This is a genomic window from Pseudomonas sp. PA-4-8C, assembly GCF_021606625.1.
Taxonomy (GTDB): Bacteria; Pseudomonadota; Gammaproteobacteria; order Pseudomonadales; family Pseudomonadaceae; genus Aquipseudomonas; species Aquipseudomonas lactis.
Window position 1 is genome coordinate 12160 of sequence record NZ_WKCD01000050.1, and the last position, 15115, is coordinate 27274.

Annotated in this window: 14 protein-coding genes; 5 read left to right on the forward strand and 9 right to left on the reverse strand. The window is 62.7% G+C overall.

The window, feature by feature from the left end:
- Positions 1-107 precede the first annotated feature (107 nt).
- The 3 genes from yghX to GIW04_RS11220 are packed head-to-tail and all read right to left on the reverse strand — an operon-like array spanning position 108 to position 2475.
- Complete coding sequence (yghX, locus tag GIW04_RS11210) at positions 108-995, reverse strand: YghX family hydrolase (protein WP_003190845.1); 888 nt, start codon at positions 993-995, stop codon at positions 108-110.
- A gap of 44 nt (positions 996-1039) precedes the next feature.
- Positions 1040-1534 carry a PaaI family thioesterase gene (locus tag GIW04_RS11215; protein WP_120248247.1) on the reverse strand — a complete coding sequence of 165 codons (495 nt, stop codon included), beginning with the start codon at positions 1532-1534 and terminating at the stop codon, positions 1040-1042.
- Between the two features lie 50 nt (positions 1535-1584).
- Positions 1585-2475, reverse strand: a complete 891-nt coding sequence (locus GIW04_RS11220) for a DMT family transporter (RefSeq protein ID WP_120248246.1) — start codon at positions 2473-2475, stop codon at positions 1585-1587.
- An 86-nt stretch (positions 2476-2561) separates the two neighbouring features.
- Between GIW04_RS11220 and GIW04_RS11225 the strand changes: the two genes are divergently transcribed.
- Positions 2562-3887, forward strand: coding sequence for an aminotransferase-like domain-containing protein (locus GIW04_RS11225; protein ID WP_120248245.1), 1326 nt, complete (start codon positions 2562-2564; stop codon positions 3885-3887).
- A gap of 652 nt (positions 3888-4539) precedes the next feature.
- Here GIW04_RS11225 and GIW04_RS11230 read toward each other — a convergent pair.
- Positions 4540-6249 carry an amidase gene (locus GIW04_RS11230; protein ID WP_120248244.1) on the reverse strand — a complete coding sequence of 570 codons (1710 nt, stop codon included), beginning with the start codon at positions 6247-6249 and terminating at the stop codon, positions 4540-4542.
- A gap of 191 nt (positions 6250-6440) precedes the next feature.
- On the opposite strand from GIW04_RS11230, the gene GIW04_RS11235 reads away from it, so the two are divergent.
- Entirely contained in the window at positions 6441-6755 is a 315-nt protein-coding gene (locus GIW04_RS11235) for a DUF2834 domain-containing protein (protein ID WP_003190855.1), read from the forward strand.
- Positions 6756-6805: 50 nt separating this feature from the next.
- Here the strand turns inward: GIW04_RS11235 and GIW04_RS11240 are convergent, their stop codons facing one another.
- From GIW04_RS11240 to GIW04_RS11250, 3 genes are read right to left on the reverse strand one after another with little or no spacing between them, the layout of a single operon-like run.
- The gene (locus GIW04_RS11240; protein WP_003190856.1) at positions 6806-7729 is read right to left on the reverse strand and encodes a sugar ABC transporter substrate-binding protein; all 924 of its coding nucleotides are present in this window, start codon (positions 7727-7729) and stop codon (positions 6806-6808) included.
- A 42-nt stretch (positions 7730-7771) separates the two neighbouring features.
- Complete coding sequence (locus GIW04_RS11245; protein ID WP_094775529.1) at positions 7772-8896, reverse strand: phytanoyl-CoA dioxygenase family protein; 1125 nt, start codon at positions 8894-8896, stop codon at positions 7772-7774.
- Positions 8896-9741, reverse strand: a complete 846-nt coding sequence (locus GIW04_RS11250; RefSeq protein ID WP_003190858.1) for an SDR family oxidoreductase — start codon at positions 9739-9741, stop codon at positions 8896-8898. The genes GIW04_RS11245 and GIW04_RS11250 overlap by 1 nt, the downstream gene beginning before the upstream one ends.
- Positions 9742-9864: 123 nt before the next feature.
- Here GIW04_RS11250 and GIW04_RS11255 point away from each other — a divergent pair, with 123 nt between their 5' ends.
- Positions 9865-10890, forward strand: a complete 1026-nt coding sequence (locus GIW04_RS11255; RefSeq protein WP_034135453.1) for a LacI family DNA-binding transcriptional regulator — start codon at positions 9865-9867, stop codon at positions 10888-10890.
- Between the two features lie 43 nt (positions 10891-10933).
- Entirely contained in the window at positions 10934-11938 is a 1005-nt protein-coding gene (iolG, locus tag GIW04_RS11260; protein WP_003190860.1) for an inositol 2-dehydrogenase, read from the forward strand.
- 122 nt (positions 11939-12060) lie between these two features.
- Here iolG and GIW04_RS11265 read toward each other — a convergent pair whose 3' ends face one another.
- Entirely contained in the window at positions 12061-13272 is a 1212-nt protein-coding gene (locus GIW04_RS11265; protein ID WP_034135455.1) for an MFS transporter, read from the reverse strand.
- 102 nt (positions 13273-13374) lie between these two features.
- Between GIW04_RS11265 and GIW04_RS11270 the strand changes: the two genes are divergently transcribed.
- Positions 13375-14196, forward strand: coding sequence for an AraC family transcriptional regulator (locus tag GIW04_RS11270; RefSeq protein ID WP_034135456.1), 822 nt, complete (start codon positions 13375-13377; stop codon positions 14194-14196).
- On the opposite strand, the gene GIW04_RS11275 is transcribed toward GIW04_RS11270, so the two are convergent.
- Positions 14189-15115 (reverse strand): MFS transporter (locus GIW04_RS11275; protein ID WP_236478980.1); only part of this gene is annotated, 927 nt, incomplete at its 5' end. The two genes, GIW04_RS11270 and GIW04_RS11275, sit on opposite strands and share 8 nt — an antisense overlap.

Here is a 15115-nt window from a genome sequence, read left to right on the forward strand (position 1 = left end):
ATCCAATGTGGGAGCTGGCTTGCCTGCGAAAACGGTCGTGCAGTAACAGGTGCAGCGACTGATACACCGCCTTCGCGGGCAAGCCCGCTCCCACAGTTAGCGCTTGGCTAGGCGAGGTATTTGCCGAACCACCCTAAAGTGCGTTCCCAGGCAAGGTTCGCCGCTGCCTCGTCATAACGCGGCGTCGAATCATTATGAAAACCGTGGTTGGCGCCCTTGTAGATAAATGCCTCATACGTGGTACCCGCCGCCTGCAATGCCTGTTCATACGCCGGCCAGCCTTCATTGATGCGGGTATCCAGCTCACCGAAATGCAACATGATCGGCGCCTTGATGCGCGGCACGTCTTTGGCGTCGGGTTGGCGCCCGTAGAACGACACTGCCGCGCCCAGTTCCGGGTAGGCCACCGCCGCTGCATTGGTCACGCCGCCGCCATAACAGAACCCGGTGATGCCGACCTTGCCCGTGCTGCTGTCGTGGTGCATCAGCCATTCGATGGCGGCGAAGAAGTCGTTCATCAGTTTGGTCGGGTCGACGGTCTGCTGCAGGGCCACGCCTTTTTCATCATTGCCAGGGTAGCCGCCCACCGAGGTCAGGCCGTCCGGGGCCAGGGCGATAAAGCCGGCCTTGGCCAGGCGTCGGGCAACGTCTTCGATATAGGGGTTCAGGCCCCGGTTTTCATGCACCACCACCACGGCGGGCAGCTTGCCTGCGGCCTTGGCTGGGCGCACCAGGTAGCCGCGCACGGTGCCGTTGCCTTTGGGCGAGGGGTAGGTGATGTAGTCGGCGACGATGTCCGGGTCGGTGAACTTCACCTGTTCGGCCAAGGCGTAGTTGGGGCTCAGGGCCGTGAGCAAGGCCGAAGCGGTGAGGCCACCGAGGGTGAACAGTGCAGCGCGGTCGAGAAATTCGCGGCGGTTGATCTTGCCATGGGCGTAGCCGTCGTAGAGTTCCAGCAGTTCGGGAGCAAAGTCTTTCGCGGTCAGACGAGTCATCGGTGCAGTCCTCGATTAGCGGTTGCCGTCACTGTAGACCAGGATCAAACCTCGCGGCCATGGGCGGCAGCGGCCAGTTGCCCGGTGTCGACGCGCACGAACACCGAGTCGCCGACGGCGGTGAGCACGCCGCCTGCATACACTTCGCAGATCACCCGGCTTTTGCGGCCGACTTCGCCTTCGACCCGAGCCCGCAGGACCAGGGGCACGCCCATGGGCGTGGGTTTGATGAATTTGATCCCCAGATTACCGGTGACGCAGTCGATGCGCGGCAGGCTGCCGGGTTCACGCTGTTCGGCGCGGTAGTGGTAGGCCATGGCGGTCCAGTTGGAGTGGCAGTCCACCAGCATGGCGATCAGGCCACCGTAGACCAGGTCCGGCCAGCCGCTGTATTTGGCCTCGGGTTGGTGCTCGGCAATGACGTGTACGCCATCATCATCCCAGCGGCTCTTGATGTGCAGGCCATGGGGGTTGTTGCTGCCGCAGCCGTAGCAGATGCCTTCCGGCGCCGTGGTGTCCTGGAGAGAAGCGCTGTGCATGCAGAGTCCTTGTTGTTGTTTGGCGACGCTTCTATTTAGCAGGCCAGGGGTTAGCGAGCAAACTTCTTCGCCCCGGCCACGCAGCCGATCACCGCCACCGTCACCAGCACCATGCCCAGGCTGACTTGTTCATGCAGCAAGCCGGCTGCCAGCGCCAGGCCGAAGAATGGTTGCAATAACTGCAACTGGCCGACCGCGGCAATCCCGCCCTGGGCCAGGCCGCGGTACCAAAACACAAAACCGATCAACATGCTGAACAACGCCACATAGCCCAGGCTCAACCACGCCGGCAGGCTGATACCGCTGAGGGTGGCAGGCGCCAGCACCAGGCTCAAGGGCGCGACCACCGGCAGCGACACCACCAGCGCCCAGCAGATCACCTGCCAGCCGCCCAGGCTGCGCGACAGCTTGGCGCCTTCGGCATACCCCAGGCCGTACACCAGCACCGCCAACAGCATCAGCACATCGCCCGCGGGTGCGGCGCTCAAGCCTTGGGCAACGGCATAACCCATCACCAACAGGCTGCCCAGGATCGAAAACAACCAGAACACCAGTCTCGGCCGCTCACCGCCGCGCAGCACGCCGAACACTGCCGTGGCCAGTGGCAGCAGGCCGATAAAGACGATGGAATGGGCCGAGGTCACGTACTGCAGGGCCAGGGCCGTCAGCAGTGGAAAGCCGATCACCACGCCAATCGCGACGATAACCAGCGGGGCCCATTGCTGGCGTGTGGGGCGTTTTTCCTTGAATACCCCCAATAGGCACAACCCCAGTAGCGCCGCGAGGGTGGCGCGGATCATGGTCAGGAACACCGGATCGAATTCCATCACCGCCAGGCGCGTGGCCGGCAGCGAGCCGCTGAAAATCACCACGCCGATAAAGCCGTTGATCCAACCCTGGGTGCTGTTGTCCAGAGTGCCGAGGGGAGAAGTGCGTTCCATGGGGGCGTCCTGAAAAGGCAGTTGCGTGCTGGGCATCCTAGGATTGAAGATTAAGACAATCAAAAAATTGTCATGGATACATCCTTATGCCCCGTGCTCGCTACAAGTCGCTGGTCGATACCTTCGCCGAGGCCATCCGCAGCGGCCAGTGGCTGCCCGGTACACGGCTGCCCACCCACCGGCAATTGGCCGCCGAGCATGGCCTGGCGCTGGTCACCGCCAGCCGGGTGTACAGCGAGCTGGAAGCCATGGGCCTGGTCAGTGGCGAGACCGGGCGCGGCACCTTCGTGCGTGAAATCGCCTTACCGCCGGGGCAGGGCAGCGGGCAGATGACGGTTACGGCGGGTGTGCTCGATCTGAATTTCAACTACCCGTCTTTGCCGGGCCAGGCCGAGCTGTTGCGCACGGCGTTGCGCCAGCTCGCCCTGTCTGGCGATCTGGAGGCGCTGCTGCGCTACCAGCCCCATGGCGGTCGCGTGCACGAGCGCGCCGCCGTGGCACGGCACTTGTTGAACCGCGGGCTGACGGTGCCAGCCGAGCAGGTGCTGGTGGTCAGCGGTGCCCAGCATGGCCTGGTGGTGAGCATGATGACCTTGCTCAAGCCCGGGGATGTGGTGGCGGTGGATGCGCTGACCTATTCGGGTTTCAAGGTGCTGGCCGAAACCCTGCACCTGGAACTCGTCGCCATCCCGGTCACTCCCTGCGGCCCGGACCTGGACCACCTGCACAGCCTGTGTCGCCAGCGTCCGGTGCGAGCGGTGTACAGCATGCCGACCCTGCATAACCCGCTGGGCTGGGTGATGAGCCTGGCGCAGCGCGAGCGCTTGGTGGCAATCGCCCGGCAGCACAACCTGATGATCATCGAGGATGGCGCCTATGCGTTTCTCGCCGAAGAAGCACCGCCACCTTTGGCGAATCTTGCACCGGAGCGCACGGTGTATATCGGCGGGCTGTCCAAGAGTGTCGCCACCGGGTTGCGTGTGGGCTTTATCGCTGCGCCTATGGCTTGGGTAAACGGCCTGGAACGCACGATCATGGCCACCACCTGGAACGTGCCAGGGGTGATGAGTGCGATTGCGGTGGGCTGGCTCGAAGACGGTACAGTGGCGCAACTGGAGGCGCAAAAGCGCGCGGATGCCCAGGCCCGCCAGGCATTGGCGGCACAGGTGCTGACCGGCGTGAAGACCATCAGCCACCCGTCATCCTACTTTCTGTGGCTGCCGTTGGCCGAAGATGCCCGCGCCGATCAGGTCGCCATGACCTTGCAGCGTGCGGGCATCTCTGTTTCAACCGCTGAACCGTTCGCGGTTTCGGCCCAGGTGCCCCCCGCGCTGCGCCTGGCCCTGGGTTCGGTGCCGATGGCGGCGTTGCGTGAGGCGCTGGTGAAAGTACGCAAGGTGGTGGCGTGGTGAGCGAACACCCGGCCACAGGGCTTGATTTGAAATAGGGGCAAAGTGTGGGAGCTGGCTTGCCTGCGAAGACGGCCTCACAGTCGACACCGTAATACCGAGTACATATCCATTGCTGCGGTAACGGCCACTTAGGGTTCCGCCCTGACGGCGGCTCACTTTGCAAAAGCGGCAAAGTAAGCAAAACGCTCTTGCCCCACCACTCGGCACCTCGCTTAGGCTCGGTGTGCCCGTAATCCGCCAGTGATTTGGGGGGCCGCCGCCACGCGCCATCCATGGCGCGGGGCGGCTAAACCGGCATCCATGCCGGTTTACCCCCCAAATCCCTGTCGAATTCCGGCCAGCGTGGTTTAACGGGGCGCCCGAGATCAAGAGCAGATCAAGATCAAGGGCGGCTCGCTTCGCATCGTGGTTACCTGCCGCACATGTGACATCTCTGTCGATTGAACGGCCGCCATCGCAGGCAAGCCAGCTCCCACATGGAGTCGGCGCTGCGGCCAATTCTGTAGGAGCGAGCTTGCTCGCGAAAAACGTCAACGATAACCCGTATTTGCTGAATGAACGCGGCCAGTGAGTTTTTCGCGAGCAAGCTCGCTCCTACAAAAAAGCCTTAACTGACTGGCATTAAGGCAAGCCAGCCACAGGTTGACCGCGTTTAGCGGGCTGCCAGCGGTGGCGTACGCGGCGGGATCATGCGTTTGCTGCCGGTGGCTTCGAACGCCGAGGCAAAGCGCAACAGCGCCGAATCGTCATAGGCGCGCCCGGCGAAGGTGAGCCCCACTGGCATGCCGATGTCTGCCATCACGCCCATTGGCACGGTGACGGTGGGCACGCCCAGGTGGCGGATGGCGAGGTTGCCGTTGGCCACCCACACGCCGTTGCTCCAGGCAATGTCGGCAGACGCTTCGTTCACATCGGCATCCGCCGGGCCTACGTCGGCCACGGTGGGGAACAGCACGGCGTCAAGCCCCAGGGTATCCATCCAGTCTTCCAGGTCCAGGCGCCGGGTTTGCTCCAGGCCGCGCAGGCCATCGGGTACGGTGCTGATCTGGTCCCATGGGGTGATGCCGCGTTGGGCCATGCGCACGTATTCGTCCATGCCGGCGGCCAGGTCGTCTTCACGGTTGGGCAGGGTGCCGGGGTCGTGGGGGAAGATCTTCGGCCCGTCCACATCGGCCAGGCGGTTCAGGTGCGGGTCGCCGTTGGCGCGCAGGAAGTCATCGAAGGCCCAGGCCGACAATTCCCACAACTCGTCGTGGAGAAATTCCTTGGAAACCAGGCCACGGGTAAACACCGTCGGTGCGCCGGGGCGGTCGCCTTCGCAGTTGGACACCAGCGGGAAATCCACTTCGATCACTTCGGCACCGGCGGCTTCCAGTGCCTGGCGTGCGGCTTGCCACAGTTCGATCACCGTGGCTCGGGTGTGGATCTTTTGCCCGGTCGGGCCGCCGATACCGGGTTTTTCGCTGGTGCCAGCCTCCGGGTCGGCGTTGATGTACATGCGCGGCACGCCAAAGCGCTTGCCGGCCAGGCTTTCGCTGCTGACGGCGAGGGCCGGGTAGGACGCTGGGCGCACCGAGGCGACGCTGGGGATCGGCACCCAGGGTTGCAGACGCCACAGGTCGCCACGGGTGTCCGGGTCTTCGGCCACCACGACGTCGAGCACTTCCAGCAGGTCGGCCATGGTGCGCGCATAGGGCACCACCACGTCCATGGTTGGGGTCAGCGGCCAGTTGCCGCGCACCGAAATCACCCCACGCGAAGGCGTGTAGGCACACAGGCCATTGTTGGAAGCCGGGCCGCGACCGCTGGACCAGGTTTCTTCAGCCAGCCCGAAGGCGGCAAAACTGGCGGCGGTGGCGGTGCCGGCACCGTTGGAAGAGCCCGACGCAAACGGCGCGGTGAGGTAGTCGGCGTTGTAGGGGCTCTCGGCGCGGCCGTACACGCCACGTTGCATACCGCCATTGGCCATCGGCGGCATATTGGTCTTGCCCAGGCAGATGGCGCCGCCGGCCCGCAGGCGTTCAATGGTGAAGGCATCGCGCTGGGCCACCAGCTTGGCAAACGCCGGGCTGCCGGATGCAGCCGTCAGCCCCTTGACCAGGTAACTGTCTTTGGCGGTGTAGGGAATACCATCCAGCGGCCCGAGGGTTTGCCCCTTGGCGCGGCGCGCATCGGACGCCTGGGCTTCTTTGAGCGCATCGGGGTTGCGTACTACCACGGCGTTCAGCGCAGTGGCCGTCTGCGGGCCATCGTAGGCGTCGATCCGCGCCAGGTACGCCTGCACCAGTTCAAGCGCCGTGGTCTGGCCGGCTTCAAGCGCAGCGCGCAATTGGGCAATGGAGACTTCAGTAACTTGCATCACGTTTTTTTCGCCGCCTTCAAGTGGGGGTATGGCGGCAGTCTACGTACAGATATTTCACAAAACCAGCGCGGCATACTTCATGTAGGCGGCGCGCAGGACATCTCGGGAAAGACGTCAGCAGGATTGCGAGCGGCAGCCTCTTATCGCTAAGGTGGCCGCGTTGATTAACGTTGCACTTCAAGGAAGAGACCATGCAAAAACCTTATATCGCCCTGGCGGCCTTGCTGGGATTTACCGTCTATACCGTGGCGACCATGCTCACGGCCGAGCAATCACTGCTGGCATTTGGATGGGAACTGATGTCCCGGCCCGATACGGCTCAGGTGGTGATTGACCTGTACCTGATGGCGGTGCTGGCGTGTGTGTGGATGTACCGGGATGCGCGTGGGCGAGGGCGGTCGATAGGCTCGGTGTTGCCGTATTTTGTGCTGACGGCGGTGTTTGTGTCGGTGGGGCCGTTGCTCTATATCGTGGTTAATGGGTTTTCTCGGCGAACGCTCAACTAAGCCTGTATGGCAAGGTCGCAAGCTCCCTTGCCATGAGTAGTGCGCGGTCTTCAGGGATTAAGGAACGCTTGGTAGTTGTCCTTGGTGATCTGCTGATAAGGAATCGTCAGTTCCGCCGTGTACGGCTGCTGCTTGACCATCTTCACTGCCAGGTCGATGGAACCCACTGCCTGGCCCTTGTTGTCTTGGTACACCGTGACCAACAGCTGGCCTTTTTTCACCGCGTCCAATCCAGCTGCGCCGCCGTCGCTGCCGGCCACCAGGATGTCCTTGCCTGGCTGCATGCCTGCCTGGCTGATAGCCATGGCCGCGCCAATCGCCATTTCATCGGCATTCGCGGCCACGGCATCGATTTTGCGCCCGGATACGATCCAGTTGTTCATCAGGTCAATCGCCTTGCCGCGCTGCCATTCGGCGCTTTGTTCTTCGACGATTTTGATGTCGGGGTAGTCCTTTAGCACGGTCTTCACCCCCAGCGTGCGGTTATGGGTGGCGTTGTTGGACAGCAGCCCGAGCATGATCGCCAGGTTGCCCTTGCCGCCCATTTTCTCGGCCAGGTAGCGCATCTGGATTTCGCCGGCCTTGATCTCGTCCGAACCGACATAGCCCACGCCCGCTGGCACCTCCTTGAACTCCGGACGGCGGTTGACGTACACCAGCGGGATCTTGGCCTGCTGGGCATTGAGCGTCATCTTCTGGGTGGCCGCTGTGTCCACCGCGTTGACGATAATCGCGTCCATGCCTTGGGCGGTGAAGTTTTGCACCTGGTTGAGTTGACGCACCACGTCGCCCTGGGCGTCTTCGAATTGCAGGGTGACATCGGGCAGTTCCCTGGCGTGGGCGGCCATGTAGTCGCGCATTTGTGCGAGGAATACGTCGTCTACCTGGGCGATGCTCACGCCGATGCGAATGTCCGCCAGCGCCCAAGGGCTGAACGCAAGGACTAACAGTGCCGCAAGGAGTTGCTTCTTCATGGTTGTGCTCCGTTGTTTTTGTTGTTGTCAAAGCAGGGCGGTTCACGCTTGGCGTTTGGCCCGCAGCTGCGCCACGGCGGCGGCGAAGTCCGAGCACGGCCAGCGTTCGTCGAGGGCTTTCAGCATCAGTTGTTGCCCGGTTTGCGGGGCCAGGCCACTCAAGGGTGGGTCGGTGTCGAGGTTAGTGGGGAAGGAGTACCCGTCTGCGGTACAGGCGACCACGGCGCGGGAATCCAGGTTGGGGTTGGCGAGCAGCACCGGATACACCGCCAGCATCATGCGGTCGCGGTCGATGGCTTCCATCGGCTTGCCGAATGCCGAGGAGATTTGCAGCAGGTTGGCCATGCGCTGGCGATCGGCCGTGCGGTTGGTGCCGGCGGCATGGAACAGTGCCGGGTTGAAGAACAGCAAGTCGCCCTTGTTCAGCGGCAATTGCACCGCGTGGTGCTGGAAGTAGTCGATAAACTCCGTGCGACGCCACGCCAGGTACCCCAAGGCATACTGCTGGGAAAAGGGCAGCAGCTGGGTGGGGCCGGTTTCCAGCGGCATATCCGAATGTGCGATAGCACCTTGCAACGTGAGATGTTGGGACAGCGCATGCAGCGGCAGCGGAAAGCGTTCGACCACATCGTTGGTCTGGAAACCCAGGTGATAGTCTCGGTGCGGCTGCTGCGCCTGGCCACCTGGATGCACCACATTGACTTGCGCCGTGACTTGAAAACCCGGCCCCAACCAGGCTTCGGCAATTAACCCCAGCAGAGGGTTGGCGTAGTACTCGGCAAAGGATTCGGGGGACTGTAAGGCCGCCTTCTGTAGCGCGTTCCAGATCCTGCCATTGCTGCCGGCCTTGGCAAAGTGATCGGCGGCTACGCCCTGGGCGGCTTCATGGGCAAAGATCGCGTCGAAGACCTGGCTGTGGCGGTCCACCACTTCCAGGTCTTCATAGGCTTGGCGCACCACCACTACGCCGGGCCCGTCACGGAACAGGTGATGCAGTTCGTTCATGACGACCAGGCGGTCGCTGTTGCGCAAGGTGTGGGCCTGATAGATCGGCACATTGCCTTGTACCTCAAGGCACAGCGGGTAGTCGCTGGCGTTGGTGCGCTGCGCACAGATCCGGCTGAAGTCGGCCAGGCGCACCGCGTCGCCGGTTACGAAAGCCGACATCACATACCTCCTGGAAGGCTCAGGGCCTGGTGAGGTTGTGGGGTGCTGCTGTCGGTGCAGCCGACCACACCTTGTTCAAGGTCGATCACTGCGCCAGTCATCATTCCCGACTCAGTGGACAGCAGAAATGCCACGCTGCGCGCTACCTCTTCGGGCTTGAGCAGGCGCCCAAATGGTTGGGTGCGTTCGGCATCGGCCAGCCAGCCGTCCTGGGCGCCGTGGTACTGGCGCTGGATCTGATCCTCGTGGGGCGTGTCCATCCAGCCGATGTTCAGGCCATTCACGCGGATGCGGTTGCGCAAGGCACTGAATGCGACGTTCTTGGTCAGGATCGCCAGCGCGCCCTTGGACGCCGCATAAGCACTCAAGAACGACTGCCCACCATGGCCGGTAACGCTCTGGATATTGACCACCGCGCCCTCAACACCGCTGCTGATCATCAGCTTCAGCGCTTCTTGCATTAAGAAAAACGGCGCCCGCACATTCACCGCAAACAAGCGCTCGAACAGTTCCGGCGAGGTGTCGAGAATGGTGCCACGGTCAGACATGCCGGCGCAGTTCACCAAGCCGTGCAAAGTGCCGAAATGGACGCGCGCCGCTTCGATGATTGCGCGGCAGTCCTCGACCTTTTCCAGGTCGGCCTCGACAAAAAATGCCTGGCAATCCAGCTGTGCCAGTTGGCGCACCTGCTCTTCGCCCTCGGTACGGCGACGTCCGCAAATAATCAATCCGGCCGCACCACGGCGAGCCAGGGTATGGGCCACCGCCGCGCCGAGGCCCTGGGTGCTGCCGGTTACGACAAAGTATTGGCCGCTGAACGAGGTCGCAAGATCGGAGTGGGGCATGAGGGTTCTCCTGGATTTTTATTGTTTTGCTGACCTGGCTCGACGCCAGGCAAAACTGAGACTAGCATTGCGAAACCTCAGTAACGCCCAAAAAAGACCTCAAAAACACCTCAGGCGAAACCCATGCTCGAACGCGCAAAGCACTTTTCCATCAAGCAACTCGCCACCCAGGCTGGCGTCAGCAAGGCCACGGTGGACCGCGTGCTGCACCAGCGCGGCAGCGTGCATGCCCAGACCCGGCGGCGTATTGAGCAGGCATTGGAGGAGTTGGAATCCCAGGAAAAAAATGGCTTGGCCGTGGGGCGCACCTTCCATGTGGACGTAATCATGCACACGCCCCAGCGTTTCAGCGCCGCGGTGCAGGCGGCGATCGTTGGCCAATTGGCCAGCCTGGCACCGTTTCGCATCGCGCCACGTTTTCACCTGTTCGAGGAGATCGAGCCCCAGGCCATGCACGACCAGCTGCTGCGCTGCCTCGACACGGGCAGCCAGGGTGTGGTGCTCAAGGCTGCGGATGAACCGGCGGTGAACCTGGCCGTCAAGCAGCTGATTGCGGCCGGCATTCCGGTGGTGACCTTGGTCACCGACCTGCCCCAAAGCGAGCGCATCGGCTATGTGGGCATGGACAATCGCACGGCTGGCCAGACCGCTGCCTACCTGATGTCGCGCTGGCTGCCGAGCGATCCTCAGGACGTGGCGGTGGTGATCGGCAGCGAGTTGTTCCGCGGCGAAGAAGAGCGCGAGATGGGTTTTCGTGCCTGGCTGCGTGGCCGCGCCGAGCACCTGCGGGTACTGGATATCAGCGGCGGCTACGGCGTGTATGAGCGCACCTTTGAACGAGTGACCCAAGCCTTGCACCAGCACCCCGCGCTGAAGGCGGTGTACAGCGTCGGCGGTGGCAACCGCGCAATTGTCGACGCGTTTGCCGCGCAGGACCGTTCATTGGAGGTATTCATCGGCCACGACCTTGACGAAGAAAACCGCCAACTGCTGCGCGAAGAAAAAGTCGCGGCGATCATTGATCACAACCTGCAGATCGATGCCCGCCACGTATTCCTGCACATCCTGCAATACCACCGGCTATGGAAGGCCGGGCCGATTGCGCCGTCACAGGTGCAGATCGTCACGCCGTTCAACCTGCCGGACTGAAGCGCTGAAACACCCTATCCAATAATAATCCAGGAGTTCGACCATGCTACGTATCGCCGTTCTAGGTGCCGGGCGCATCGCCAAGATCCACGCCGCCAACGTTGCCGCCCATCCCAATGCCACGCTGGTGTTGGTGGCCGATCCCTGGCGCGCAGGTGTCGATGCCTTGAGCACCCAGTTGGGCTGCGAGGCCGCGTATGACTGCGCCACCGTGCTGAGCCGCGAGGACATCGATGCGGTGGTGATCGGCACGCCCACCGACACCCACATCGATCTGTTGCTGGCTGCGGTGGCCCAGGGCAAGGCGGTGCTCTGCGAAAAACCCATCGACCTGGACATCGCCAAGGCGCGCAGCGCTGCGCAAACCGTAGAGCGCCAGGGCGGCAAGGTAATGCTTGGCTTTAACCGGCGCTTCGACCCCGACATGCTGCGCCTGCGCCAGGCGCTGGACGCCGGCCAGATCGGTGCCGTGCGCCAGGTGATCATCACCAGTCGCGACCCTGGCCTGGCACCGCGTGACTACCTGGAACACTCCGGGGGGATCCTGCGCGACATGACCATCCATGACTTTGACACTGCTCGCCACTTGCTCGGCGAGGAACCCGTGGAAGTCAGCGCCTTCGCCAGCCGCCTGGTGGACCCGACCCTGGAGCAGATCGACGACTACGACAGCGTCATGGTCTTGCTACGCACCGCTTCGGGCAAACAATGCCATATCAACTGCTGCCGCCAGGCGGTGTATGGCTACGACCAGCGCGTAGAAGTTTCCGGCGCCAGCGGCGTGCTGCTGACCGACAATCACCGGCCCAGCACCGTGCGCCATTGGAGCGCTGAGCACACCGAAGCGTTGGAACCGTTGCAGCATTTTTTCCTTGAGCGTTACGCGGATGCGTATCGCAATGAGCTGACGCAGTTCATCGATGCGCTGAATGAGGGGCGCGAGTTGCCCACCAGTATGCGTGATGGTTTGTATGCGTTGCATCTGGCTGATTGTGCGCTGGAGTCGGTGAAGACCGGGCGCAGTGTGAGGGTCAGTCATAACCTGTAGGAGCGAGGGGGACGCCTAGTTCTTGTTCTTGCGCGCGAAAAACGTCAACGATAACGCGTGTGTCCTGATATACGCGGCGTCTGTCAGTTTTTCGCGAGCAAGCTCGCTCCTACAGCAACCGATCAAACGCCTTTGGTCGACGGCAACAGTACCGTGAGGATACCCACCAACGGCAGGAACGAGCACAGCTTGTACACGTACTCGATGCCGTGATGATCGGCGAGCATCCCGAGCAGCGCCGCGCCGATCCCACTAAAGCCGAACATCAGGCCGAAGAATATCCCTGCGATCATGCCCACATTGCCTGGCACCAGTTCCTGGGCAAACACCACGATGGCGGAGAACGCCGAGGCGATGATAAAGCCGATGACCACGCTGAGTACGGCGGTCCAGAACAGGTCGACGTAGGGCAGGGCCAGGGTGAATGGTGCGGCGCCGAGGATGGAGAACCAGATAACTTTTTTGCGGCCGATCTTGTCGCCGATGGGGCCACCGGCAAAGGTGCCCACGGCCACTGCGCCGAGGAACAGGAACAGGTACATCTGCGAGCTGGCCACCGACAGCTGGAATTTCTCGATCAGGTAGAACGTGAAGTAACTGGTCAGGCTGGTCATGTACCAGTATTTGGAGAACACCAGCACAGCCAGTACCACCAGGGCGAAGGTCACGCGGCCTTTGGACAAACCGTGGGTCGCCTGGCTGCCTTGCTTGAGCTTGAACAGGTTGAGGTGGTGGCGGTACCAGCGGCTCAAACCGTACAGCACCAGGATGGCGAACACCGCGAACAGGCCGAACCAGGCGATGTGGCTTTGGCCGTAGGGAATGATGATCGCCGCCGCCAGCAACGGGCCGAAGGCGCTGCCGGTGTTGCCGCCGACCTGGAAGGTCGATTGCGCCAAGCCGTAGCGCCCACCGGAAGCCAGGCGTGCAACGCGGGAGGTTTCCGGGTGGAAGGTCGATGAGCCCACGCCCACCAGCGCCGCCGCGAGCAATATCGCCGGGAAGTTGCCGACAAAGGCCAGCATCAAGATGCCGACCAAGGTGCACACCATGCCCGCCGGCAATAGCCAGGGTTTGGGGTGGCGGTCGGTGTGGTAGCCGATCCACGGTTGCAACAGCGAGGCGGTCAACTGGAAGGTCAGGGTGATCAGGCCGACTTGGGTAAAGCTCAGGCCGTAGTTGGCCTTGAGCATCGGGTAGATCGACGGCAGCACCGCCTGGATCAAGTCATTGATCAGGTGCGCCAGGGCACAGGCGCCCAGGACGCGCATGACTAAGGGGCTTACTTGCGGGCTGGTCGAAGGTGCGGCGGGTGACGCTGTGACTGTGGACATGCGGGCATTCCGTACAAGGCAGCTGACAGGCGTGGAGGCGGGCGGCGGTGATGTGAACCGCCACTCCATCTGGACTCGGCGTTTATGCTAGATTCGGCGCCAATGCCTGTCTCGCGCAATTCGGGCAGAAACCATCGCAAAAAGGGCGAAATGATCAAATCACTGGATAAATTTCTGCGAGAAATCGATGAGGGCGACTGGGCCGTCATCAGCTCGGCCACCGATTACCCCGAAAACTGGGTGATCCCCGAACACAGCCACAACAAGCACCAACTGCTGTACGCCATTGGCGGTGTGATGGTGGTGTACTCGGCCCTGAGGCAATGGACGGTGCCGCCCAATCGTGGCTTTTGGATGCCTTGCGGTCAAGTTCACTCGCTGCGCTGCGTGGGTACGCTGCAGATGCGCAGCGTGTTCGTGCGCCCGGACAGCTTCCCCAACCTGCCGGCCGAGCCCAAGACGGTGACGGTCTCGCCGTTGCTGAGTGAACTGATCAAGGCCTCGGTGAGCCTGAAACCGCCGTATGCCGAGGATTCACGCGACGCGCGGATCATGCACCTGATTCTTGATGAACTGGCTATCCTGCCGGCCTTGCCGCTGTCTTTGCCCCAGCCTGCCGACCCACGCCTGAGCCCGATCTGCCTGGCGTTGCAGGACGAGCCGAGTGATGCCTCCACCGTCGCCGACTGGAGTGCGCGGTTGGGGTTGGACCAAACCACCATCCAGCGCCTGTTCCGCAAGGAAACCGGCATGACCTTCGGCCAGTGGCGCCAGCAAGCGCGGCTATTGCTGGCGCTGGAACGCATTGCGGTGGGGCAGAAGATCATCGATGTGGCGTTTGAATTGGGCTATGAAAGCCCCAGCGCTTTTACCAGCATGTTCAAGAAACAGTTTGGCAAAACGCCGAGTCATTTTTTCAAGTAGTGCCGCTCGCCATGCGCGCATGAGCAGGGCGGCGCGATGCCAGGTAAGCGAGCAGCGTGGCGATCACCAGCAAGGCGGCGCTCAGCTCGAAGGTGGCCTGATAGCCGCTCACGTCGAATGCCACACCACCGACGGTGGCGCCGGCGGCAATCGCCAGCTGGATGATGGCGACCATCAATCCCCCGCCGGCCTCGGCGTCGTCGGGCAAGGCGCGGGCCAGCCATGTCCACCAGCCAACGGGCGCAGCAGTGGCCACCAGGCCCCAGCAGCCCAACAGCACGGTGGTGACAATCGCTGAACCACCGAACGCCACCAGCGCAAGGGCAATGCCGGCCATGATCAGCGGGATAGCAATCAGCGTCGGGTACAGGTGGCGCTTGAGCAAGTGCTCAATCAACACCGTACCCGCCAGGCCGGCCAGGCCGAGCACCAGCAGCATCAGCGACAGGGTGGACACCTCGACCCGGGTCACGCCTTCCAGGAACGGCCGCAGGTAAGTGAACAGCATGAACTGGCCCATGAAGAACAGGCTGACAGCGCACATGCCCAAGGTCACCTTGGGGTTTTTCAGCAGGCGCAGCGCATTGCCGGTGGCCGCCGTGCCGCTGTGCTTGAGCGCCGGCAAGCTCAGCCACAGCCAGGCCAGCGCAATCACGGCCACTGGCACCACGCAAAAGAATGCGCCGCGCCAGCCAATCAGGCCGCCAAGAAAGCTGCCCAGCGGCGCCGCGATCACCGTCGCCAGGGCGTTGCCACCGTTGACGATGGCCAAGGCCCGTGGCACTTGGGCGGGCTCGACCAGGCGCATTGCCGTGGCCGCCGACAGTGACCAGAAGCCGCCAATTGCCAGGCCAATCAACGCGCGCCCGAGCATGAATACCGCGTAATTCGGTGCGAATGCCACCACGCTGCCCGAGAC